General features: G+C 59.9%; 22 protein-coding genes. 16 read left to right on the forward strand and 6 right to left on the reverse strand.

Annotated elements, in window-relative coordinates; all coding sequences use genetic code 11:
• Positions 1-5: 5 nt before the first annotated feature.
• From WC811_RS03425 to WC811_RS03455, 7 genes are all read left to right on the forward strand, one after another.
• The gene (locus WC811_RS03425) at positions 6-1,040 is read left to right on the forward strand and encodes an HAD family hydrolase (RefSeq protein WP_372640991.1); all 1,035 of its coding nucleotides are present in this window, start codon (positions 6-8) and stop codon (positions 1,038-1,040) included.
• A complete protein-coding gene (locus WC811_RS03430) occupies positions 1,037-2,485 on the forward strand; it encodes a DUF1254 domain-containing protein (RefSeq protein ID WP_372640993.1) in 1,449 nt (482 codons plus the stop codon). The genes WC811_RS03425 and WC811_RS03430 overlap by 4 nt, the downstream gene beginning before the upstream one ends.
• Positions 2,486-2,640: 155 nt before the next feature.
• Positions 2,641-4,002, forward strand: a complete 1,362-nt coding sequence (locus WC811_RS03435) for a DUF1254 domain-containing protein (RefSeq protein WP_372641748.1) — start codon at positions 2,641-2,643, stop codon at positions 4,000-4,002.
• A 140-nt stretch (positions 4,003-4,142) separates the two neighbouring features.
• Complete coding sequence (locus WC811_RS03440; RefSeq protein ID WP_372640995.1) at positions 4,143-4,388, forward strand: DUF3302 domain-containing protein; 246 nt, start codon at positions 4,143-4,145, stop codon at positions 4,386-4,388.
• Entirely contained in the window at positions 4,385-5,326 is a 942-nt protein-coding gene (locus WC811_RS03445) for an HlyD family secretion protein (protein WP_372640997.1), read from the forward strand. The genes WC811_RS03440 and WC811_RS03445 overlap by 4 nt, the downstream gene beginning before the upstream one ends.
• A gap of 109 nt (positions 5,327-5,435) precedes the next feature.
• Positions 5,436-6,305: an aldo/keto reductase family oxidoreductase gene (locus WC811_RS03450; RefSeq protein WP_372640999.1), complete on the forward strand. Its 870-nt coding sequence runs from the start codon at positions 5,436-5,438 to the stop codon at positions 6,303-6,305.
• A 151-nt stretch (positions 6,306-6,456) separates the two neighbouring features.
• A complete protein-coding gene (locus WC811_RS03455) occupies positions 6,457-6,759 on the forward strand; it encodes an MliC family protein (protein ID WP_372641001.1) in 303 nt (100 codons plus the stop codon).
• 33 nt (positions 6,760-6,792) lie between these two features.
• Here the strand turns inward: WC811_RS03455 and WC811_RS03460 are convergent, their stop codons facing one another.
• Positions 6,793-7,287, reverse strand: coding sequence for a hypothetical protein (locus WC811_RS03460; RefSeq protein ID WP_372641003.1), 495 nt, complete (start codon positions 7,285-7,287; stop codon positions 6,793-6,795).
• Positions 7,288-7,395: 108 nt separating this feature from the next.
• Positions 7,396-9,072, reverse strand: coding sequence for an FAD-dependent oxidoreductase (locus tag WC811_RS03465; protein WP_372641005.1), 1,677 nt, complete (start codon positions 9,070-9,072; stop codon positions 7,396-7,398).
• A 170-nt stretch (positions 9,073-9,242) separates the two neighbouring features.
• Here WC811_RS03465 and WC811_RS03470 point away from each other — a divergent pair, with 170 nt between their 5' ends.
• Positions 9,243-9,833, forward strand: a complete 591-nt coding sequence (locus tag WC811_RS03470) for an NADPH-dependent FMN reductase (RefSeq protein WP_372641007.1) — start codon at positions 9,243-9,245, stop codon at positions 9,831-9,833.
• Positions 9,834-9,851: 18 nt separating this feature from the next.
• Here the strand turns inward: WC811_RS03470 and WC811_RS03475 are convergent, their stop codons facing one another.
• Both WC811_RS03475 and WC811_RS03480 read right to left on the reverse strand, forming a co-directional pair.
• A complete protein-coding gene (locus WC811_RS03475) occupies positions 9,852-10,070 on the reverse strand; it encodes a hypothetical protein (protein WP_372641009.1) in 219 nt (72 codons plus the stop codon).
• 37 nt (positions 10,071-10,107) lie between these two features.
• Positions 10,108-10,326: a hypothetical protein gene (locus WC811_RS03480; RefSeq protein ID WP_372641011.1), complete on the reverse strand. Its 219-nt coding sequence runs from the start codon at positions 10,324-10,326 to the stop codon at positions 10,108-10,110.
• 273 nt (positions 10,327-10,599) lie between these two features.
• Between WC811_RS03480 and WC811_RS03485 the strand changes: the two genes are divergently transcribed.
• The 4 genes from WC811_RS03485 to WC811_RS03500 all read left to right on the forward strand — a co-directional run bounded on the left by WC811_RS03485 (position 10,600) and on the right by WC811_RS03500 (position 13,946).
• Positions 10,600-11,670 (forward strand): ROK family protein, encoded by a 1,071-nt coding sequence (locus WC811_RS03485; protein ID WP_372641013.1) that lies wholly within the window; start codon positions 10,600-10,602, stop codon positions 11,668-11,670.
• Between the two features lie 372 nt (positions 11,671-12,042).
• Positions 12,043-12,543 (forward strand): hypothetical protein, encoded by a 501-nt coding sequence (locus WC811_RS03490; protein WP_372641015.1) that lies wholly within the window; start codon positions 12,043-12,045, stop codon positions 12,541-12,543.
• Positions 12,544-12,637: 94 nt separating this feature from the next.
• The gene (locus WC811_RS03495; RefSeq protein ID WP_372641017.1) at positions 12,638-13,081 is read left to right on the forward strand and encodes a hypothetical protein; all 444 of its coding nucleotides are present in this window, start codon (positions 12,638-12,640) and stop codon (positions 13,079-13,081) included.
• 202 nt (positions 13,082-13,283) lie between these two features.
• The gene (locus tag WC811_RS03500) at positions 13,284-13,946 is read left to right on the forward strand and encodes a Spy/CpxP family protein refolding chaperone (RefSeq protein WP_372641019.1); all 663 of its coding nucleotides are present in this window, start codon (positions 13,284-13,286) and stop codon (positions 13,944-13,946) included.
• Between the two features lie 118 nt (positions 13,947-14,064).
• Here the strand turns inward: WC811_RS03500 and WC811_RS03505 are convergent, their stop codons facing one another.
• Both WC811_RS03505 and pip read right to left on the reverse strand, forming a co-directional pair.
• A complete protein-coding gene (locus WC811_RS03505; RefSeq protein ID WP_372641021.1) occupies positions 14,065-15,945 on the reverse strand; it encodes a DEAD/DEAH box helicase in 1,881 nt (626 codons plus the stop codon).
• Positions 15,946-16,231: 286 nt separating this feature from the next.
• Positions 16,232-17,191, reverse strand: coding sequence for a prolyl aminopeptidase (gene pip / locus WC811_RS03510; protein ID WP_372641023.1), 960 nt, complete (start codon positions 17,189-17,191; stop codon positions 16,232-16,234).
• A 295-nt stretch (positions 17,192-17,486) separates the two neighbouring features.
• Between pip and WC811_RS03515 the strand changes: the two genes are divergently transcribed.
• The 4 genes from WC811_RS03515 (at position 17,487) to WC811_RS03530 (ending at position 21,765) form a co-directional block, all read left to right on the forward strand.
• Entirely contained in the window at positions 17,487-17,915 is a 429-nt protein-coding gene (locus WC811_RS03515) for a hypothetical protein (protein WP_372641025.1), read from the forward strand.
• Positions 17,916-18,100: 185 nt separating this feature from the next.
• The gene (locus tag WC811_RS03520; protein WP_372641027.1) at positions 18,101-18,415 is read left to right on the forward strand and encodes a hypothetical protein; all 315 of its coding nucleotides are present in this window, start codon (positions 18,101-18,103) and stop codon (positions 18,413-18,415) included.
• Between the two features lie 194 nt (positions 18,416-18,609).
• A complete protein-coding gene (locus tag WC811_RS03525) occupies positions 18,610-19,140 on the forward strand; it encodes a hypothetical protein (RefSeq protein ID WP_372641029.1) in 531 nt (176 codons plus the stop codon).
• Positions 19,141-19,311: 171 nt separating this feature from the next.
• A complete protein-coding gene (locus WC811_RS03530) occupies positions 19,312-21,765 on the forward strand; it encodes an autotransporter domain-containing protein (protein WP_372641031.1) in 2,454 nt (817 codons plus the stop codon).
• Positions 21,766-21,871: the final 106 nt, after the last annotated feature.

The following is a 21,871-nucleotide window of genomic DNA, read 5'->3' on the forward strand; positions in this document are numbered from 1 at the left end:
CGGAAATGTTGAGCGATGGTGCCTCAATTCGGTGGTGCGGCCTCCTCTCGGCCCTGATCGCCATAATGTCGCTTGCGTTTCCGCCCTCGCAGTCCGTTGCTCAGTCTGATCCACTGCCGTCCTGGAACGAAGGCCCTGCAAAGCAAAGCATCGTCAGCTTCGTCGCTAAGGTGACGAAGATCGGCGAGCCAGATTTCGTGCCACAGGAACGGCGTATCGCCGTCTTCGATAACGATGGCACGCTGTGGGCCGAGCAACCGATTTACTTCCAACTCGCGTTCGCGATGGACATGATCAAGTCCATGGCGCCGTCTCATCCGCAGTGGGCAAACGAACAACCTTTCAAGGCCGTGCTCGACGGTGATCGAAAGGAATTGGCGGCGTCTGGTGAGAAAGGACTGCTCGATATCGTCGCTGCGACGCATGCCGGAATGTCGACCGACGCTTTCAACGCACTCGTTGATGGATGGTTGAAGACGGCCAAACATCCCCGATTCAAGCGTCTTTATACAGAACTCGTCTATCAACCGATGCTGGAGTTGCTCGAATATCTGCGAGCGAACGGCTTTAAAACCTTCATCGTTTCGGGCGGTGGTGTCGAGTTTATGCGTTGCTTCGCCGAACGCGCTTACGGAATTCCGCCTGAACAAGTCGTCGGCTCGTCGGGGGTCGTCAAGTTCGAGTTGGGGGCGGACGGCAAAGCACAACTCATCAAGGAAGCGAAAGTCGCATTCATAGATGACGGTCCCGGTAAGCCCGTCGGCATCAATCGCTTTATCGGCCGTCGTCCGATTTTCGCCTTCGGCAATTCCGATGGCGACCAGCAGATGCTTGAGTGGACAGCATCCGGAGATGATCTGCAGTTCATGGGCCTCGTGCATCACACCGACGCGGAGCGTGAATACGCCTACGACCGCGACTCGCGCATCGGCAAGCTCGACAAAGCGCTCGACGAAGCGACATCCAAGGGCTGGACAGTGGTCGATATGAAAGCGGATTGGAAGACGATATTTCCGCCTCAGAAGGAGGTGCCCCGATGATAGCCGTCCTCAAGCGGCACCGGTATTCCGTCGCAAGCCTGGCTGTGGTCGGCCTGTGTCTGTCGGCGACGCTCTGGCAAAGCCATGCACGGGCCCAAGATTTCTCCGCAGAAAATATTACCCGCCGCGCCATCGAGCGTCGCGCCGTCGAGGCCGTTATCTGGGGTATGCCAGCGGTCAATTACGATCTGATGCTTCAGGAGATGCTCAACAAGACGAGCGCCAAGGTCGGGCAAGTCGTGTACTGGGGCCGTCCCCTCGACTGGCATAACCAGACGTTGACGCCCAATCCAGACGCGCTCTACTTCATGGCGTTTTTCAACACGAAAGACGGTCCGATCGTTCTCGATCTGCCGGCCGCAGGTCCGGGCGGATCGTTCAATGGCAACATCGTCACCGTCTGGCAGATGCCGTTGGAGGACGCTGGGCTGCTCGGCGTTGACAAGGGCGCGGGTGGGAAATTTTTGATCCTGCCACCGGGCTACGCAGGGCCGCGGCCCGCCGGTTACACCACGCTGCAATCCGACACCTTCGGCGGTTACATACTGTTCCGCGCGAATCTCAAAAGTCATGGCGATGCCGACGTCGCGAAGGCCATCGCCTATGGCAAGACGTTGAAGGTCTATCCGCTCGCGGAGGCGGCCAATCCGGCAGCGACGGTCTTCGTCGATGCTAAGGACGTCATCTTCGATTCGACGATCCGCTTCGATGCGAGTTTCTTTCAGCATCTCGACCGCATTGTGCAGAGCGAACCCTGGCTGCAACGCGACCGCGCGATGATCGATCAGCTCAAGTCGCTTGGCATCGAGAAGGGCAAGCCGTACAGCCCTATTCAGGAAACCACGAAGTCTCTTGACTCGGGGGTGCGCGAAGCCGGCGCGTGGCTGGAACAAAAATATGATGCCGGCCTACCGCCTTTCTTCTCCACGGCCAGTCGCTGGACGTTTCCCGCGCCTCCGGACTCCGTCAAAGCAGCGGGCGATGCTTTCGCCGATCCGAATACCTATCCAACCGATGATCGTGGCCTCGTCTATAGCTATGCTTTTGTCGGCATCAAACGATTGGGCGCCGGCCAATTCTACCTGATCTCCATTCGCGACAAGGATGGCGCCTCTTTTGACGGCGGCAACACCTATCAGCTGCGCGTGCCGCCCAATGTGCCGATCAAGCAGTACTGGTCCGTTACCGCCTACGACCGTAAGACCCACGCGTTAATACGCAACATGACGCGGGCGAGCCGGTCGTCGCAGATTCCCGATTTGCATAAGAACACCGACGGTTCGATCGACGTCTACTTCGGGCCGAGGGCCCCGGCGGGCAAGGAATCGAACTGGGTGCCGACCGATCCTCAGCGGGCGTTCGAGCTGATGTTCCGTCTCTACGGGCCGGAGAAGGAATTCTTCGACAAGGTTTGGGTGCTTCCTGACGTCGAGAAGATGAATTGAACCAATGCGGTGAAGAGGCCGCCGCTTGTGGAGGAGTGAAGCTCGTGAAGCAGAAACTTTCGAGGACCGTGATTTGCACGGCTACTTATGGACTAGCCGCTCTCTTTCTCCTGGCCGGCGCCACACGGAACGCCGACGCGGCGCCGGCATCAAGCATGTCTGCCGCGGAAGCACACGCGATAGGCGTGGATGCGTATGTTTATCTTTATCCGCTTGTCACCTTGGACTTGACGCGGCAGCAACTCACGAACGTCGAAGCCGGAAAATCGGAAATTGGTGGGCCGATGAACAGGTTTGCCAATGTCCCGGAGTTCCCGACGGCCGATATGCGGGTCGTCGTGCGGCCGAACTTCGATACGCTTTATTCCAGCGGTTGGCTGGATCTAACCAAGGAGCCCGTGGTCATCTCGGTTCCCGATACGGGAGGCCGCTATTACCTCCTGCCGATGCTCGATATGTGGACCGACGTATTCGCATCGCCCGGCTGGCGCACAACCGGAACTCAAGCAGGCAATTTCGTCATTGTTCCCCCCGGTTGGACGGGAGCGGTGTCGTCCGAATTCACGCGCATCGATGCACCGACGCCATATGTCTGGATCATCGGCCGCACCAAGACGGATGGCCCATCGGATTACGAGGCCGTGCGCAGGATCCAGGCTGGTTACAAGATCACGCCGTTGTCCGAATGGGGTAGCTCTCCGAAGCCAATCGAAGCGAAGATCGATCCGGCGATCGATATGAAAACGCCCCCGAAGCTTCAAGTCGATCGTATGCCCGCAGACAAATATTTTGCTCGGGCGGCCGAACTCCTCAAGATTCATCCGCCTCATGTCACTGATCAGCCGATCATCGCGCAGATGAAGCGGATCGGTATCGAGCCCGGCAAGAGTTTCGACTTCGGAAGCCTTGATCCTGCCGTGCAGAAGGCACTCGCGACCGCACCTGCGGACGCGCAAAAGCTGATGACTTGGAAATTAGCGACGCTTGCTCGTGTGGCCAACGGCTGGTCGATGAACACGGACACAATGGGCGTTTATGGCAACTACTATCTGAAGCGCGCGGTCGTCGCGCAAGTCGGGCTCGGGGCGAACGTGCCCGAGGATGCCATCTATCCGTTTAATCTCGCCGACGACAGCGGCAAACCTCTCGACGGCGTCAACAAGTACACGATCCACTTCGATAAGGACGCGACGCCTCCGGTAGACGCGTTTTGGTCGATCACGCTTTACGACCCTGAAGGTTTTCAGGTGGCGAACGGTCTCAATCGCTTCGCGGTCAGTAGTTGGATGCCGTTCCAGAAGAATGCTGACGGATCGCTCGACCTCCATTTTCAGAGCGAGAGTCCGGGTGAGGGGAAGGACGCAAATTGGCTGCCTGCTCCAAAGGGTCCATTCAACCTAACCATGCGCCTCTATGCTCCGAAATCCGAAGCCCTTACCGGCCAATGGAATCCGCCAGCGGTAAAGCGCGTCGGGTCGGCCGCTGAGGGAGCCGGGTCTGGCGATGGCCACGAGTGAAAAACCGAATGATGAACACAGGTGAGTGGGCAATAGCCAAGGAGTGCGCGACGGGAAACGAGAGCCAGGTGATTTTATCGAAGTGAATAGATCTGCGCGTTCGTGTGTAAACATCCGCCGGATTGTCGGAGCACCAAGCCATGTCATTCATCGATGTTTTTGCCTGGTTCATTCTCATCTTTCTGGTGATCACGGCGATTGTCGTCTTCGTCGCTATTGGGATGGCGCCCGGCTACATCGCGAAAAAGCGTAACCATCCTTGGGCCGAAGCGGTGGAGGTCGCCGGTTGGATCACGCTCATTTGCGGCTTCGTGCTTTGGCCCCTCGCGCTGATCTGGGCTTTCGTAGATGCCCCAGCTCCCTATAGGCGCGAGGCGGCGCCATGATCGTTTTTCTGTTCAGCGTCTATCTGCTCGTTCTCTTTTTGCTGGTCTGGTTCAAGATCGTTCGCTTCAATCTTTTCTGGAAGATTTCTCCGATCATCGTTTTACTCGTGCTCCTTATCGGTCTTTTCATACCGATGGGTTGGGGTGCGCCTTCCGGGCCTGTTCTCGTTGTCCGTCATTCTGTCGAGATCGTGCCGGATGTCTCGGGCGAAGTGCTCGACGTTCCCGCTTCGCCCAATGTGCCGATCAAATCGGGCGACGTGCTTTTCCGCATCGATCCCATCCCATTCCAAGCTCAAGTCGACGCTCTCGATGCGCAGCTTAAGCTCTCCGAAACCCGGTTCGGACAAATGACAGAGCTTGCGAACCGAGCGGCCGGGCGCCAATTCGACGTCGAGCAGCGGCAAGCGGAGGTCGATCAGCTCAAGGCTCAACTGCGCGCAGCGCGATGGAATCTCGATAAAACCGTGGTGCGCGCACCGGCCGATGGCTACGTAACAAATTTAGCGCTCAGAAAGGGCGCACGCGTTACGTCGCTGCCGCTCTCTCCCGTGATGGCGTTCATAGATACGTCTGAGACGATTATTGGCGCGGAGATTGCGCAAATCGATTCTCGCTATATCGAAGCAGGACAGCCGGTGGAGATGACATTCAAATATCTTCCGGGCCAGATTTACACCGGAAAAGTTGAAGCCATATTACAGGCCGTTGCGACCGGCCAAACGAAAACATCTGGTATGGCGGTCATGCCGACGGACGTCCAATCGGCTCCATTCATCGTTCGTATCAAACTTGATGATGACTCGCTTGCCCACCATTTGCCGGCAGGAAGCACCGGATCGGCGGCTATATTCACGGAGCACGTCACCTCCACTCACGTCATACGTCGCGTCATGCTGCGCATGATCGCGATAACGAATTACGTGAACCCATTTTGAAATTTTCCTGTAACGCCGCCGCTCTTTGCCATTCTCGTTGTTCACGTATAGACACGTGAGGCGTTCGCCGACGGGGGCAACGATAGACTCATCAAGGGAAATCTTGGCGATGCGTGAGGACCAGTCAGGGACATTTGCTCTCGGCGAGCGCACGGTGAAGCGGATCGGTTATGGCGCTATGCAACTCGCGGGGCCGGGCGTATTCGGTCCACCGAGGGATCATGATGCGGCGTTAGCCGTGCTGCGCGAGGCCGTCGCTTCCGGCGTGAACCATATCGACACCAGCGATTTCTACGGCCCACATGTTACAAACCAACTGATCCGCGAGGCGCTGCATCCTTACCCGGACGATATGGTCATCGTTACCAAAGTCAGCGCCAGACGCGGCGAGGATGGATCGTGGCTACCGGCGCTTTCCCGCGATGAACTGATTGAAGCGGTCCACGCAAATCTTCGTAACCTCGGTCTGGATGCGCTCGATGTGGTCAATTTTCGAAGCCTCTTCGACATTCACGGACCGGCCGAGGGATCTATCGAGGAGCCGCTGACCGTTCTCGCCGAGCTACAGCAGCAAGGCCTCATCCGTCACATCGGGCTGAGCAACGTCACGCCCAATCAAATCGCGGAAGGACGCAGCATATGCAAAATTGTCTGCGTGCAAAACCACTACAATCTTGCGCATCGGGCGGATGACGCCCTGATCGACGATCTCGCCCGTGATGGCACTCCCTATGTGCCGTATTTTCCGCTTGGAGGGTTCACTCCATTGCAATCGTCGACCTTATCCGAGGTCGCGCAACATCTTAGCGCAACGCCGATGCAGGTGGCATTGGCTTGGTTGCTCAAACGCGCGCCGAACATCCTTCTTATTCCCGGCACATCGTCGGTTGCTCATCTCAGGGAGAACTTGGCGGCTGGCGCGTTGGAATTGCCGGACGATGCCGTCGCGACGCTCGACGGCGTGGCATCGGGCGCATGACGCGAACATCGCCATTGGGTGCGACGATGCCGTTGGGCGCGTATTCGACGAACTCAGGGGCGTCAGGCTGTTTGTTCTTCGGTTAGACTTTCCACCATCGTAAGCGTAGATATCGAACCCTGAAGCTCCCTGCTCTTAGGTACGAACGGTCATGATCAGAGTCGTCATTGGGATTGCCTGCGCACTTTGTGTCTCGATGGGGCTCGCGTCATCCGCGATCGCTGTCGAGGCTGTGCACTACGCGTGCGCCGACAAGTCGGATCTGACGGCAACGTTTCATGCGTCTCCGGCGGTGGCGGACATCGTGTTCGACGGATCGAAGGAGAAGGTGACGCTTCCGCAGGTGCTTTCTGCCGACGGCGGGCGATACGCGGCGGGCGAAATCGAGTTCTGGATCAAGGGCCGGGACGCGACGCTCACGCGCGGTCAAAGCAAGACGACATGCAAGAGTTGAGCGCCAGACCGAGGCGTCGCTTTGCGGGATGTTCTATTGCGGTGGCGCATCGTTGAGCTTCGAAATGTGGATGCGCGTCGATCCGTTGACGCCGGTCGTCGTGACGCATTCGAAACGTGCGCCGTTGACGTCGAAAGTCGCGCTGTTCCCGTCTGCCGTCATAGCCCTTTGCGCGCAGAGGATGGCGCCGCTTCGGACGGCGGCCTCGGTATTTGCTACGACGACGGCGCCGGCTGAAGCGACAATATCGAAAAAGCGCGCCGGCGGCCACGCCGAGTTCCACTTGGCGGTGACCTCTGCCTGTCGAGTTATCTCGGTGTTGTCGCAGCTCAGCGTGAGTTCGTCGGCATCGGGGTGTTTCAATTGAATGATGATGGCTTGCCCCTCCGCGGTGCGCGCGGCGACGGCTATCTTTGGAACTTGGGCGCCGAGGTTTGCTGTCACGGCCTCGCATTCGTCGGCGCGAGACGGAGCCGCCCAAGCGGCTGGCAATGCTGCCGCCAAAATCGCTATTCGCCAAACCGCCATACGAGCCCTCTCATTCCTGATGGTGTCATTCTATCCCGAGCGGCGCGCGCGGTCGCCTAGGCCATTCGATCGGACGTATGTGACCGATCGGTGGAAGCATTGTGTTTTCTAAGTTGCCGGAACGGCCGGGTGTACAGATGCAAGGAAGGCATGAAGGGCGGCCACGACCTGCGCGCCTTCGCCGACTCCGGCCGCGACGCGCTTAATCGATCCGGCGCGAACGTCGCCGATGGCGAAAATGCCGGGCACGCTCGATTCCAGCGAGGCGCAATCCTCGCCCGCGCCGACACCGGTCAATACGAAGCCCTTGGGGTCGAGCTTCACGCCGGTTCCCGAAAGCCAATTGGTTTCGGGGTCGGCGCCGATGAAGAGAAACAAATGCCGAATCTTGCGGCTGACAACATCTCCCGAAGTGGTGCGCCAGGAAATCGTATCGAGAATGCCGTCGCCACCTTCAAGCCGGGTGATCTCCGACTTGGTTTGAATCTCGACGTTGGAGAGGCCCTTGATGCGATCGACGAGGTATTGGGACATGGTCAGCGAGATGTCGCCGCCGCGCGCGAGAAGCCAAACCTTCTCCGCGCGGCCCGCGAGATAGACCGTCGCCTGTCCGGCCGAGTTTCCGGCGCCGACCAATACGACCTCTTGGCGTGAACACAACTTTCCTTCGAGCGGGGATGCCCAGTAGTGGACGCTGCTGCCTTCGAAGTCTTCCAAATTCTCGACGCCGAGGCGGCGATATCGGACGCCGCTCGCGACGACGACGGCTCGGGTGCGAACGCTTTGACCGTCGGTCAGCCGCAGTGTGAAGTTTTCTTCGCTACCGTTCTTATGTGTTTCGAGTTTTGCGACCTCCGAAGGAATGGCGAATTCGGCACCGAACTTTTGCGCCTGATTGTAGGCGCGGGCCATCAACGCCATGCCGGTGATGCCGGTCGGGAAGCCCAGATAGTTTTCGATGCGCGAGGAAGCGCCCGCCTGTCCGCCGAACGAACGGCAATCGAGGATAATAACCGACAGTCCTTCCGACGCAGCGTAGACGGCGGCCGCCATTCCGGCCGGACCGGCGCCGACGATTGCCACGTCGTAAAGGCGATTGCCGTCGATGGCGCGCGCGAGCCCAATGCACCGCGCAAGCTTCAACTCGCTCGGGTTTTGAAGGAGATCGCCGCTTGGGCACAGTACGATGGGCAGCGCAGACGGTTCGACGTTAAAGCGCTCGATCAGCGTTCGCGCCTCGGCATCGGTTTCCGGATCGAGGTCGGTATGCGGGTGGCCGTTGCGCGACAAGAAATTCTGCAGGCGAAGCACGTCGCTGTTCCCGGCCGGGCCGACGATGATGGGACCACCCGCACCGGTTTCGAGCAAGCCGACACGCCGCAGGATCAGTGCGCGCATGATCTTCTCGCCGAGTTCGGCTTCCGCGATGAGCAACGAGCGCAGTTTACCTGGGGCGATGACCAGGGCTTCTACCGGCTCTTTCGCAACGGCATCGATGAGGGCGGGCCGGCCGGAGAGTTGGGCAAGCTCGCCCATAAACGAGCCCGGACTGTGGGTGACGATAAGCCTGCGGGCGCCCGTACTGTCTCGCTGCGTGACCTCCACGGTACCGCGCAAGACGATCATCAGGCCGTGCGCGACTTTGCCGACTTCAGCGAGGTGTTCGCCCGGAGCGAAGGATTCAATTTCGCCGAACCGGCGCACGCGATCAATTTCGTGCTGTTCCAGATGCAAGAACATCTGCTCGCGCCGCCGCACGACAATGGGCGTGGTGTCTGGTGTCATGTGTGATCGCAACCTAACTGAACGGCGGCACTATACCGGATGGGACATTTTGCAACGATCTCGGACCCGGTGCATTTTCATTTGGACGATACGAAAGCTCGCCATAGAAAGATCTACTATTTCAATCGTTCCCATGCCTCAAGCCGCGTCCCTATGTAAGGAGAGCAAACGTGTCCGACAAAGTCCTGGTTTTTTACGGCTCCTATCGCAGCGACCGCATGGGCATCCGGCTGGCAGATTTCATCGTATCCCGTTTGCGGCAGAAAGATCTCGATGTCGAGTTCATCGACGCAAAAGTGGTCAACCTTCCCATGCTCGACCGGATGTACAAGGAATATAAACCGGGGACCGCTCCGGCTGAGCTCGAAGCCCTGGCGCAGAAGATCAAGGCCGCGGATGCCTTCGTATTCGTGGTTGGCGAATACAATTGGGGCGTTCAACCCGGTCTCAAAAATCTTACCGATCATTTTCTGGAGGAGTGGTTCTGGCGTCCGGCGGCGATCGCGAGCTATTCGGCCGGGCGCATTTCCGGAGCCCGGTCGGCGACTGCGTGGCATGGGACGCTTTCGGAAATGGGGATGATCGTTATTTCGAGCACCCTGTCGGTCGGCCCGATTGGACAGACGCTCGGCCCGGACGGCGAGCCGACAGGCGATGCGGGTAAGGGCTTGGAGCGAGCATTTCCACGCTTCGCCGAAGATCTCTCGTGGTGGACGGAAGCGGCCAAGGTGCAGCGGGCGAAGCGCGCGCCGCCTTATTAACCCCGGCGCAGCACGTCGTCAGGAGTTGAGAAGCTGGCTGACGGCAGCATCCAGGGCATCTTGATCGGTTCCGTACATCTCATCGAAGACGTAGGAATGCCCATCGGCGTCGACGACTTCGAGCATCCAGTCGTCGTCGCTGCGGGTACCGCGATAAATAGTTATCTTCACGTATTTGCCGTCGTGAACGAAATCTCGGCTGAGGGGAGAAGTGACGACGACATCTTCGTCTTGCATTCATTGCCTCCGAGGTTCGAAAGGGGCGCCGGACCCGTCAATGTTCCGCGCTAAAGCCCAATCTCTCAAGCGCACTCTCACCGAGCTTGCGATCATCGCCGCCACTCTTCACCAGCCTGTCGAGGTGGCGCACGGTGCGCGAGAGGTTCCGCCGCATCGTCTGCTGGAAGAAGATCTTGGCCACCTCCTCGTCTTGCAGAGCAAGTATGAGCTGGGCCTCGGATCGGGCTTCTTCAAGGTTGCTTTCCGATGTCATAACTCTTTACCCCGAGATTTTTTGTGTCATGCGAGCACCCAATGTTGACGCCGTAACCGGCCGTAGCGGGCTCGCGACAGTCCAAAAATCACCTCGGATATCCGGCCGCAACTGTCATATTTGGGAAAGCACCGCGCGGCGGGAGGACTGCGTTCATTTTGCACGGCATTCCCGGTCAAAGGGGTTCCGGCCGGGAACGGCGGCGACGCGCCCCGTCCGCAGGCCGCTGCGCGCGATGGGAACTTTATTCACGCGGTTTGCGTCTCTCGCTGGATGGATAAGCCCACGTCTTCGAGATCCGATCTCCCGTTTCATGGCGCCGCCGTTTTGCCGAGCGTGACTGTCGATAGCTACAACCTCGAAGTTCGCGACGGTGATGGTTTTATCGGTGACAAAGCGAGTAAAGGGGCGTTCTGGGAGATCGTCGAGAAGTGGCGCCAGCCGCTGAAGAAAACCGGCGAGGATCCGTTCGGCGATAAAAGTACCGACAACCTGAAGAAGCAGGATCTCCTGGATGAGCTTCAGACGGGCGATCCGGAAGCGGCGGGCGTGGTGCAAAGTGCGGTTGAGGAATTTTCCCAGCAATTTGCGACGGTGATCAGCCGCTTTCTAAAGACGAAAGATTGGCGCGATACGGAAGTCATCGTCGTCGGCGGAGGTTTTCGCGGTAGCCGCATCGGCGAACTGGTGATCGGGAGGACGCTCCTTCTTCTGAAGGCCGAGGACGTCAACGTCGATCTCGAAATGATCCATAACGACCCGGATGAGGCCGGTCTGATCGGCGCGGCGCACTTGCTGCCGGCGTGGATGCTCAAAGGTCATGACACGATGCTTGCGGTCGATATCGGGGGCACGAATATTCGCGTCGGGACCGTGCAGCTTAATCTCAAGAAATCGCCCGATCTTATGAAGAGCAACGTCGCTAACTCGGAGATTTGGTGTCACGCGGAAGCGGAAACCAATCGCACGGAAGCGGTCGCTCACCTCGTAAGGATGCTTGAGCAGCAAATTCACTGGAACCAGAAAGAGAAATTCGCGCTTGCGCCGGTGATCGGGATCGGCTGTCCGGGGATCATTCGCGAGGACGGCTCTATCGATCGGGGCGGACAGAATCTGCCCGGCAATTGGGAAAGCCGCGGATTCCACCTTCCCGGCGCCATCAAAGCCGGCATACCGGAGATCGGCGGCTCCGAGACGATGATCGTCATGCACAACGATGCGGTGGTGCAAGGTTTGAGCGAGTTGCCCCGTATGCAGGAGCGGGAGCGCTGGGCGGTCTTGACCATAGGGACCGGGCTCGGCAATGCGCGATTCACAAACCGCGAGGTCAAAAAGCGGAAGTGAACCGTCATAAGGCGTTGCCGATGTCGGCGCGGATAGCGCGGGCCTGCGGTTCGCGGCTGCCTTCCGGCGCTCGCTTTCTGTTCCCGCGGTTACAGTTTTTTGGGGATCTTGTCGGCAAATAGGTTCTGCCATTCGCGCTTGTCTTCACAAACAACAGGCTTGATGGCCGGGCACCTCTTCGAGCGCTATTGCAAATAGGAGGTGCCCGTCATGCTTTTCATGCCGGCGTGTGCGCCTGTTGCCGCCGGTCAGAAGTCCTTGGGCGTCGGCCCCGTGACGAGACGTTTGCACACGACCTCCAGCAGCTTTATCTAAGCGCCGTCCGGACCCGAGGCTGCGGTTCGATGGTGAAAATGGGAGTTGGGCGACCAGGTGGCGGGTTCGGACGACCAGATAAGCCGCAAATTTCGCGGCCGCGCCGCTTGGCTGCGCTACCTTCTGGGGGCGATCGCGAGCGGGTTCATTGTCGGTGTCGCGGGATGCTCGGGGCAGGGGGCAGGCGTCGCGGGACTTCAGTCGCCGAGCAGCGCGCAGCCATCCGATGTGGCGGTCAGGTCAGCGCCCGTGGTGCCGGGACGGCGTGCGCGCGTCTTCATCTTTGCCGGGCTCGGCGCCAAATGCGAGCCGTTGGCGGCACCTGAAATCACGATTACCCAGCCCCCGGCAAAGGGCGATGTGACGTTCGTTCCCGGTCAGGAGACGACGATACAATACTCGGCGCAGGGTACATGCCTCGGCCAGAAAGCGACGGGCACGGGCGTTTACTACACAGCGCGGGAGGGGGTGCAGGGAACGGATCGGTTCGCTGTCTCGGCGAAGCTCGCGAGCGGCGAAACCGTCGGCCGCTCCTTCGAAGTGACGATCGCCCAATAGCCGTAACCGGCGCCATCGGGAGAGGTTTAAGCGTTTCCTTAACTTCGGTGCGGCACACTTCTTGCGGATTTGTTCAGTATTGGAGCCTGGCGTTATGCGTAGCTCGTCGCGATTCATTGCCCCCGCCGCTATTTTTGCTTTTCTCGCTCTCATGCCGATCACGGGCGTCTTCGCTGAAGACGGGGACGTCGATGGGGGCTCGGTAGAAGGTGGGCAACTCGAACCGGCGGGAGCCGACGCGTACACGCCGAAGCCTGGCAATCTCAACAGTGTTCCGGTGGACGGTTCGACGTTGCGGGAACTGCCGGGAACGGAGAGCCCGCTGGTGAAGCAAATTCTTGCGTCCCGGCCGAACGAGGATCTCGTGATTTGCATCGCTGGATGCTTTGCGGGCCGTGACCGGGTGATCTATGCGCAGCCTTCGGCGAATTTGCTGCGCGGCTCGGTCGCTCCGCAAAAGCTTGGAGAAGCCGATAAGCCGAGCCGGGCTGCCGCTATCGATCCGCGCACTCCGGCGATCATCAACCAAACGAATTAGGCGTTTTGGCGCTGCGCCTTCGCGGTGATATCGCCTTTGCATTTCGGGCGACCGTTTGCCGATATTTCGCCTGATTTCGTTCATTTTTATTCATCTCGCACGCTCGTCAAAGTCTCGCGACGGATCGAGAGCATGGCTGCGTTTTTAACTTCGATGGCCGGGCAATAATCCCCAATGCCTCTCCGGCCCGAAGGAGATATTCATGAAAAATCTATCGCGCGGTACCTGGATTGCTCTTGCAGCGATCGTAGCGGTGCCCGCTACCGTTGCTATCGCCAAGACGGTTGATGGCGGCGGCTGGCGCACAATGACGCCCGAAACCCGCTCGCGTCTCGAGGAAGGCCGTTTGGCGATGGTGAAGACCGCGCTACAACTCACGCCGGACCAGGAGAAGCTTTGGGCGCCGGTCGAAACGCAGGTTCGCGGCGCATTCAAGGTGCGTGAATCGCGGATCGAAGAATGGAAGAAGAAGCGCGAAGAGTGGAAGGCTGCTCGCGAAAAGGGCGATAAGGACGGCGAACACAAACGCGCCGATCTCGCAACGCGCTTTGAGAAGATGAGCGCACGTATGTCCGAGCGCGCCGACCACATGAAGGCGTTCTCGACGGCGTTCTCACCGTTCTACGCGTCGCTATCGGATGAGCAGAAAGACGTCCTGCGTCCGTTGATGCATCAGTTGTCGCCGGGCTTTGGCGGTCATCGCGGTGGACACCGCTTTGCCGAAGGCTGGGGTCCGGGTGGCCGTCAACACGGCTGGTTCGGCCATGACGGCGGTCGCGATCACGGCGGTTCGCAGATGAAGGACAACGACGACAACGACGGCGGTCCGGAACTGGCACCGGCAGAGCCGGACAAGAAGGGCTAAGGTTCTTCGGTCCTATTTCCCGCTGTTCTACTCTCCAGTCGCCAGACTTGGCCGGGCACTAAAAAGCCCGGCCTTTTTTATGGGCCGGGCTTCATATTATTTCTTAGCTGTGCGCTGCTTAGCGGGCCGGACGGGCGCGGGTGCCGTCATCCTTGCGCTTCATGAACTTCGGAGCGCCGGCATCACCCCAAGACCGACGGCCTTCGCCGTTCTGCTGTGGCTTTCTCGGTGCTTGACCGGGTTCGCGATTGGCGCTGCCCGCTTCGGTGCGGTGGCGTCCCGCGGAAGCGTGGTTGCGATCGGCGTGCGGCTTGTCGGACGGGCGCGCGGGACGATGTTCGCCACGACGCTCGGACGCGCGGTGTTCACCGGCCGGACGTTCGCTTGAACGATGCTCGTGACCGCGGCGTTCGCCGTTCGGTCGTTCGCTGTTCGAGCGCTCGCCTGGGCGGCGTTCAGCAGAACGGTGCTCGCTGGGACGGCTATGGCCGTTGGCAGAGCGTTGATCGGCCGAGCGGGGTTCGCAGCGAGGCGCATGATCGCGCTGCGGACGATCGGGCCGGGTGTGGTCCGGACGCGGGCGATGCTCGCGACCGGCTGCACCGGCCTTCGCCGTTCCTTCCGAGCCGAAGGCGTCGCCCAAAGGATTGTAGGGACGGCGCTCAGCCGGGCCGTGCGAGCGTTCAGCGCGCTGGCCGTTGTTCGAGCGTTCGCGCCTCGGGTGAGCCGCTCCAGCGCTACGGTTCGGTCGAGCGCCGCCGCCGCGATGGCCGTTTTCACCACCGCGACCGCCACGCTGTCCGCCTTCGCGGCGCGGAGCGTTTTCATCGCGATGAGAATGACGTTCCGGCATCGGGAGGACTTCGCCGCCAACGTCGTCGATGACTTCAATCGGCTGCTTTATCATCCGTTCGATTGCGCGAACTTCCTGGCGCTCTGACGGATCGCACAGCGAGATCGCGATGCCGCTTGTGCCTTTGCGGGCCGTACGGCCGACGCGATGCACATAGGTCTCGGGATCGAGCGGCATGTCGAAGTTGATGACATGCGTGACGTCGGAAACGTCGATGCCGCGTGCTGCGATGTCGGTCGCAACGAGAACGCGGACATGCCCCATCGTGAAATCATTGAGGGCGCGCTGACGAGCGTTCTGGGCCTTGTTGCCGTGGAACGCCGACGAGCTGATGCCGGCCATTGCGAGGCGATCCGCGACGCGGTCGGCGCCACGCTTCGTCCGCGTGAAAACGATGACGCGCTTGGTGGCCTCATCACCGAGAATGGTGTGCAGGCGGCTCTGCTTCTCGGTCGACTTCACGATCATGATCTTCTGATCGATGCGCTCGACGACAATCTTTTTCGCAGAGAGATCGATGCGATAGGGATCGTGCAGGATGTCGTAGGCGAACTTCTTGATTTCGTCCGGCATCGTCGCAGAGAACAGTGCGGTGCGGCGCTTCTGCGGGATGAGCGAAACGATCTTCTTGATGTCGCGAATAAAGCCCATGTCGAACATGCGGTCGGCTTCGTCGATGACGAGCGTCTGGACGCCCGAGAGATCGCAGCTGCGCATGTTCACATGGTCAAGCAGGCGGCCCGGCGTCGCGACGAGAACGTGGACGCCGCGCTTCAGAGCGTTGATCTGCGGACCCTTGCTGACGCCACCAAGGATGACGGCGCGGCGTAGGTTCATGTTACGCGACAGCTTCGCGACTTCCTGGTCGATCTGGACCGCGAGTTCACGCGTCGGCGCCAGGATCAGCGCAAAAACCTGCTTCCACTGCGGGTCGGACGGGTTCGTCGCCATCTTATTCAGAAGGGGGAGGAGGAAGGTTGCGGTCTTGCCGGAGCCGGTTTCGGCCATGCCAAGGATGTCGCGGCCTTCGAGTTGCGGCGGCAGCGCCTGGGCCTGGATAGGCGTAGGGGTGGTGTAGCCGCACTGCGTGAGTGCGCGCGAAAGAGGCTCGGCAAATCCGAACGCCTCAAAAGTCTCATTTGTCAAAGTGAAAGAGTTCCCAAGGGCTTCTAGGCCCGCGCATCTCGTGCCGGTGCTAGTCCCATGGCCCACACCGGCGCTTTCGGGGTGTGGCCTTGTCTATAAGGATTGATCTCAATGCAGGGTCGAGCGCGGTGATTGAACCGCTTGGAGTGGCACGAGGACCCGAGCGCCATCGAAGAGCAATGTCCGTGCTAGTGACGGTGTTCGGACCTAAAGTCAAGCCGGGATTGCCAATTTGGTCTCGACTGTGTCGCTCGGACGCGGAACTGCCGGAGTTAGGCCAGAGTGGTTAAGTTGCCCTGGTCTGATCCGGGAGAGAAGAAATCGCGCGACGCATGGCGTCCATGACGCCGTGCTCGGTCATCGAATGGCCGGCGTGATCGATGATTTCGAGGCGGGCGGCGGGCCACGCCTCGGCGATCGCGTGGGCGTTTTTCGGCGGACAAATGAGATCATAGCGCCCTTGAATGATAGCGCCCGGGATGTCCCGCAGCTTATGGGCATTCGATAGCAATTGACCGGGCGTCAGAAAGAAACTGTTCTTGATATAGTGAGCTTCGACGATCGGCGTCGGCGGCAGGCGCGCGCCGTCGGCAACCGTCTCGGGAATAGCGGCATGTTTCGGCGCCAGCTCGGAGAGAGCGCGCTCGTAGGCATTCCAAGCGTGAGCGGCCAGTGTTCGCTTCGCGCCGTCGGGGCCAGCCAAGCGTTCGATGTAGGCGGCGAGAGGGTCGATCCTCTCCGCCACGGGAAGATGGCGGCAGAAAGCTTCGAAAAGCTCGGGGCGAAAAATTTGCGGGCCATCGACGAAGGCCCAGCGGACTTCTTCGTCAGTGCCGAGAAAGAGGGCGCGCAGAACCAGAGCTGACACGCGCTCGGGGTGTTGTTCGGCGTAAGCGAGCGCCAGGGTCGATCCCCACGAGCCGCCGACCATCATCCATCTCGCGATGGCGAAATGCTCGCGGATGACCTCGAGGTCGGCAACGAGGTGCGCCGTCGTGTTGGCTTGCAGCGAAAGGTAAGGGTGGCTGCGTCCGGCTCCGCGCTGGTCGACCAGAAAGACGTGGTCGCGCGCCGGATCGAATAGCGTCCGATGCATTGCCTGCGACCCGCTTCCGGGGCCACCGTGCAGGAATACGATCGGGCGGCCGCCCTTCAAGCCGACTTCCTCGACGTAGACCCAATGGCCATTGCCGACGTCGAGCATGCGGGCATCGAAAGGGCGGAAGGATTCCGGAAGGGTCTTCATGCCCCCTGCTGAGCATGCTTTTTCTTAAACGACAAGCTCGGCCGGTAAGAATGCCGCAACCAAGTGTCGAGGTGGCGCTGGACCGCGTCACATGGATGTCATCACGGTTCACTGATCTGGGGCGGTAACGTTTTTGCCGCGCCATAAGAACCGCGCGGCGACACCAGGAAAACGCGCAGTTTGGAAATCATGGCAATTGACGAAATTCGCTTCGATGCCTACGTGCTCCCCGCTGCAACATTCGACAAGGTGCGCTATAATCGGCGGGGCGCACCGGTCTCAACGGAGTAATTTGATGATCCAGAGCCAACCTTGGAAAGCGCGTGGCGCTTCGATTTTTGCTGTTGTGCTCGCCGGTGCGATGGGGCTCGGTCTGTCTGCTGCCGAAGCGCGCGCCGAGTCCGCAATGCTCGTCGGAACATGGGCCGGAAACGGTTCGATCAATTTTGCCTCCGGCTCGAAGGAGAATGCGCGATGCCGCGCGCATTTCGCGAAAACGGGCGAGCGGAGCTATGAAATGTCGGCATCGTGCGCGACGCCATCGGCGAAGGTCGATCAGACGGCCCAGCTGACAAAGGTTGGTGCCAGCAGCTACGTCGGCAGATTTTTCAACGAGCAGTACAATACCGGCGGTTCGATCAAGATCACGGTTTCTGGCAGCACCGGCTCCGTGAGCCTCGCGGGTGAAGCTGGCACGGCGTTCTTCCGTTTGCGGAAGTATTGAGCGCTGCCGCAGGACGCGGCGCGTCCGGGCGAATGATGGATTTGCGAAGCGGCCCTTGGTGGGGCCGCTTTTGTTTCTGCGCAACGCTCCGCCGCAACCGTCGCGAGGCCGTCGAGCCTTCCGCAGCATATTGACGCCGTTGTTTGGCGATAATGCCGACTTCTGATTTTCCCGGAGGGACATTTATGCGGGCATTGAGCGCCATCGTTTCGACGGTCATCCTGCTGATCGTCGAACTCGTGCTGACGATCCTCGTTTACACCGGTCTCAACGTCTACAGCTTCGAGCTTTTCGGAACGCTGGTGCGTTTCGCGGGTGCCGTTCTGGAGACGATTGCAGGTCTGGTCGAGCGGTTTTTATCGGGCTCATCGAATACGGCGTATGCAAGTCTGTTCGGTGAACTCGGACCAAAGTCGATGCTTCTTCTGCTGATCGGTCTCGTCGTCGCCGCCGTGGTACGCCTGCTGACGAGTTTGGTGCGGGGCGTAAGGCACGGGTGAGTTAATATTTCCGGATACCCGCGCTCCACCGCCGTCACCCGGCATCCGGCCGAGCATCATCATGACGTGACTTTGATTGTCATGACCTCTCCTTCGACGCACCCGGGATTTACAGATAGCGGCGGAAAGGTGCATAGGTGCTATAAGCGGTGCCGAGATAATCCGTGTGCATCTGATGCAGGGGGAGTTGATCCGTGGGTATTCTGCTTGCCTTCTCGCCATTCGTGGTCTTTGCCATCGTCGATAGGCTTGCAGGCCCCTTAGAGGGATTGGTCGCGGGCGCGTTGGTGTCGGCTATTCTGATTGTGCGTGAGCGTTTTATCTTGCATCACGCCGCCAAGATTCTCGAAGTCGGAACCTTTGTATTGTTCGCCGGACTTGCGGCCTACGTCGCGCTCAAAAATCCGGACTGGTCGATCATTACCGTGCGGCTTCTGGTCGACTCCGGATTGCTAGTGGTCGTGCTGTTCTCGATGTTAATCGGTCAGCCTTTCACACTACAGTATGCGCGCGAGGAAACAGAACCGGCGCTATGGGGCAATCCTGAATTCGTCCGTACCAATTACGTCATCGCAGCCGTTTGGGCACTGGCGTTTCTCGCCCTTGTTCTGGCCGATCTCGTGATGCTTACGATGCCGGAGATCCCGGTCCGCTTCGGGATCATCGTTACGGTCCTTGCGCTGTTGGCTGCCGTCAAGTTTACGGCGTGGTATCCGGACAGGTAGCGAACGCCTTAAAGCGATGGCTGCGAATTTCGGTACGGCCGCTTCGCGGACCAAGATGAGCTTTTTAGATCACACTGTTGTGTTTGCGGTTTCACACAACGGCGTGTGTTGGCGAGACGTCATATGCCGCCGTTAACAGCCCTCTGAGTAAGTCAGTGCGTTGGGGGCTATATGCAAATTGTTCGTGGGGTTCGTCTTGCCGTGAAGGCCGGACTTGCGGGAGCGTGTGTTTTTTCAGGTCCAGCGACCGCCTTCGCTGGAGAAACGAAGGTCAGCGGCACGACGACCGCTCAGCAGATCATCAATGGTGGAGATGTCTTGACCGTCGATAAAGGTGCGAAGCTTTCCGTATCGGGGACCTCAGGTACGAACAGCACTTCGGTGAGAGTGAACGGCACGAGCGGTACGGCGACGATCAACAATAACGGCATCATCGAGCAGACCGGCACGGCCCGAGCCATACGCGGCCAAACCAGCGGCCTCACGCTCGATGTCCACAACGGAGCCGGCGCATCGATTACATCGCTCGGCGATGACGTCATGAAGATTGGTGCGGCTACCGGCTACCATATCGACAATCAAGGAACCATCTGGGCCAAGGGCAGCGGTCAGGCCCTCGATTTCGCCGACAGCAACCTGCCGGGGAGCACGATCGTCAATGGATCGCCGAATAACACCGCGGCACTAATCAGCGCCAAAGACGACGACGCAATCCGCCCGGGAAGCAACACGAAGATTACCAACTACGGCACGATCAAAAGCTCCGGCGATCTCGGAGACAAGAACGACGCGATCGACATCAAGGAAGGCGTCGACAAAATCCTCATCGAGAACTATGGCGTAATCGATGGCCAGCACAACGGCGTGAATGGCGGCGATGCGGCGGCCACGAGCATCACCGTATGGAACTACGCCGGCGGCGAGATGATTGGCCGGAACGGCGCGGGTGTCGGCCTCGATACGGTTGGAACGCTGTGCAACTGCTCGGTGTACAACTTCGGTCTCATTCGCGGTGATTACGTTGGCAAGGGCGATGGAGACGGCGACGGGGTCGATATCGATGGCGTCGCCCACATTGAAAACTACGGTCAGATTATCGGCACCGGCGCGGGCGGCGTCGATGACGGCGGGGCGCCTAATGGTTCGGAAGGCATCGCGGCCGGCGGTGGCACGATCATCAATGGCTCGGGCGCCCTTGTTCGTGGTGCTCAGAACGGCATCCTCATCGATGATGGCTCGGGCGGAGCGGGCGTCGCGGCGACGCACATTACCAATCGTGGCACGATTGAGGGCGTCACGGGGACGGGCATTCGGATCGAAGGCGCTTATGACAATGTGATCGATAACTCCGGAACCATCGCTGGCGCGACCGAAGCGATCCGGACAGGTGACGGCAACGATACCCTGACCTTGCGCTCGGGGTCGGTCGTTACCGGACTGATGGACCTCGGCGGCGGCCGGGATACCTTGAATTACCTGCAAACCCGCGGCGCCGTGTACACGTTCTCGAATTCGGCTCCCGAGATCGTCAACGCTCCTGGCCAGGTGGTTGTCGTATCCGGCAACAAGGTCGGGATCATCAATGCTTCGGCGCAGGCGGCTGCGGCCGGTGCCTTCTCGGATTTGACCGAGGGGATTGCCGATACGGTCTTTGGCCAGTTGGAAGGTCTTTCGCCCAGGTCGCAGGGGGCGGGAGCGTCGTCGGGCTTTGCCGGCGGAATGAATCTTGGAATGCGCGCTTCTCTGAAGGACGAGGGCGAAGGCGGCGGCGGACGGGACCATATGCCGGCACTCGCCGGATGGGGTGGGGCGTTCGGCACTTGGACACAGACCGACGGTGAGGGAGGACATTCGGACACGTCGAGCACTGTCGGGGGAATGGTCGCCGGCTACGATCGCAACTTCGGCGGAGGGGAGCGCGGTGGTGTTTTTCTCGGCGGAGCTTACGGCGCGGTTGATGCGAATGACGCCGCCGAAAGCAGCGATGCGACGAGCGTGTTCGGCGGATTTTACGCACAGAAGGCATTTCGCGGATTCGATCTCAACGGAGCGTTGACGCTGGGCGGCTCGGAACATGGCACCAAGCGCACGACCGCGAACAATCTGACGATCACGGGCTCCGAGACGGAAAACGGCGATTACTGGAGCATGTTCGTCAATCCGGTTCTTGGCGTTTCCTCTCGTGGCGGCTTTCTGGGAACGCCGCTCCTAGCTGCCGCGCGTGTGGGCTATGCGGGTTCGTGGTCGGAGAGCTATAGCGAGGACGGCGGAGCCGGGGCCATGTCGGTTGACGGTCAGAGCCTCCAATTGTTTCACGCGCGGGCCGAACTCAGACTGCCGATGAACTTTTCGGCGGCGAACGGTGTCGAATATTTCGTGGCGCCTTTTGTCGGCGTTCGCGGTTACACGCAGGTCGGGAATACGGATGTCAGCGGTTCGATCGTCGGCGCAGATTTCTCGTTCGATCCTGGTTCGGACCGTTCTGTCGGAACTGCATTCGGGGGGCTAAGCGCCGCCGTGGCGCTCGGCACACATGGCCAGGCTTTTCTCGATGTCGAGGGCGGTCGACGCACGGACGACACCGACGAAATCAAGGCCAAGGCCGGCGTGCGCTGGAATTGGTAAGCGAGACTAAGTGCGAGAAATTGAGAGGGCTGGCGCGCGATGGCCGGCCCTCTGGTCTTTCGTTCGCCTGACGAGCGAAAAGCGCGTGGTGCCAGTGGCGACGATT

Origin of the sequence: Hyphomicrobium sp. (assembly GCF_041659645.1) — a bacterium.
Classification (GTDB): domain Bacteria; phylum Pseudomonadota; class Alphaproteobacteria; order Rhizobiales; family Hyphomicrobiaceae; genus Hyphomicrobium_B.

What these genes read in the sequence shown, in the direction of transcription:
- WC811_RS03530 (WP_372641031.1), top strand. Translation starts at nt 19,312, where the DNA reads ATGCAAATTGTTCGTGGGGTTCGTCTTGCCGTGAAGGCCGGACTTGCG.
- WC811_RS03500 (WP_372641019.1), top strand. Translation starts at nt 13,284, where the DNA reads ATGAAAAATCTATCGCGCGGTACCTGGATTGCTCTTGCAGCGATCGTA.
- WC811_RS03465 (WP_372641005.1), bottom strand. Translation starts at nt 9,072, where the DNA reads ATGACACCAGACACCACGCCCATTGTCGTGCGGCGGCGCGAGCAGATG.
- WC811_RS03435 (WP_372641748.1), top strand. Translation starts at nt 2,641, where the DNA reads ATGTCTGCCGCGGAAGCACACGCGATAGGCGTGGATGCGTATGTTTAT.
- WC811_RS03515 (WP_372641025.1), top strand. Translation starts at nt 17,487, where the DNA reads ATGATCCAGAGCCAACCTTGGAAAGCGCGTGGCGCTTCGATTTTTGCT.
- WC811_RS03455 (WP_372641001.1), top strand. Translation starts at nt 6,457, where the DNA reads ATGATCAGAGTCGTCATTGGGATTGCCTGCGCACTTTGTGTCTCGATG.
- WC811_RS03430 (WP_372640993.1), top strand. Translation starts at nt 1,037, where the DNA reads ATGATAGCCGTCCTCAAGCGGCACCGGTATTCCGTCGCAAGCCTGGCT.
- WC811_RS03485 (WP_372641013.1), top strand. Translation starts at nt 10,600, where the DNA reads ATGGATAAGCCCACGTCTTCGAGATCCGATCTCCCGTTTCATGGCGCC.
- pip (WP_372641023.1), bottom strand. Translation starts at nt 17,191, where the DNA reads ATGAAGACCCTTCCGGAATCCTTCCGCCCTTTCGATGCCCGCATGCTC.
- WC811_RS03425 (WP_372640991.1), top strand. Translation starts at nt 6, where the DNA reads ATGTTGAGCGATGGTGCCTCAATTCGGTGGTGCGGCCTCCTCTCGGCC.
- WC811_RS03450 (WP_372640999.1), top strand. Translation starts at nt 5,436, where the DNA reads ATGCGTGAGGACCAGTCAGGGACATTTGCTCTCGGCGAGCGCACGGTG.
- WC811_RS03475 (WP_372641009.1), bottom strand. Translation starts at nt 10,070, where the DNA reads ATGCAAGACGAAGATGTCGTCGTCACTTCTCCCCTCAGCCGAGATTTC.
- WC811_RS03480 (WP_372641011.1), bottom strand. Translation starts at nt 10,326, where the DNA reads ATGACATCGGAAAGCAACCTTGAAGAAGCCCGATCCGAGGCCCAGCTC.
- WC811_RS03460 (WP_372641003.1), bottom strand. Translation starts at nt 7,287, where the DNA reads ATGGCGGTTTGGCGAATAGCGATTTTGGCGGCAGCATTGCCAGCCGCT.
- WC811_RS03520 (WP_372641027.1), top strand. Translation starts at nt 18,101, where the DNA reads ATGCGGGCATTGAGCGCCATCGTTTCGACGGTCATCCTGCTGATCGTC.
- WC811_RS03440 (WP_372640995.1), top strand. Translation starts at nt 4,143, where the DNA reads ATGTCATTCATCGATGTTTTTGCCTGGTTCATTCTCATCTTTCTGGTG.
- WC811_RS03495 (WP_372641017.1), top strand. Translation starts at nt 12,638, where the DNA reads ATGCGTAGCTCGTCGCGATTCATTGCCCCCGCCGCTATTTTTGCTTTT.
- WC811_RS03445 (WP_372640997.1), top strand. Translation starts at nt 4,385, where the DNA reads ATGATCGTTTTTCTGTTCAGCGTCTATCTGCTCGTTCTCTTTTTGCTG.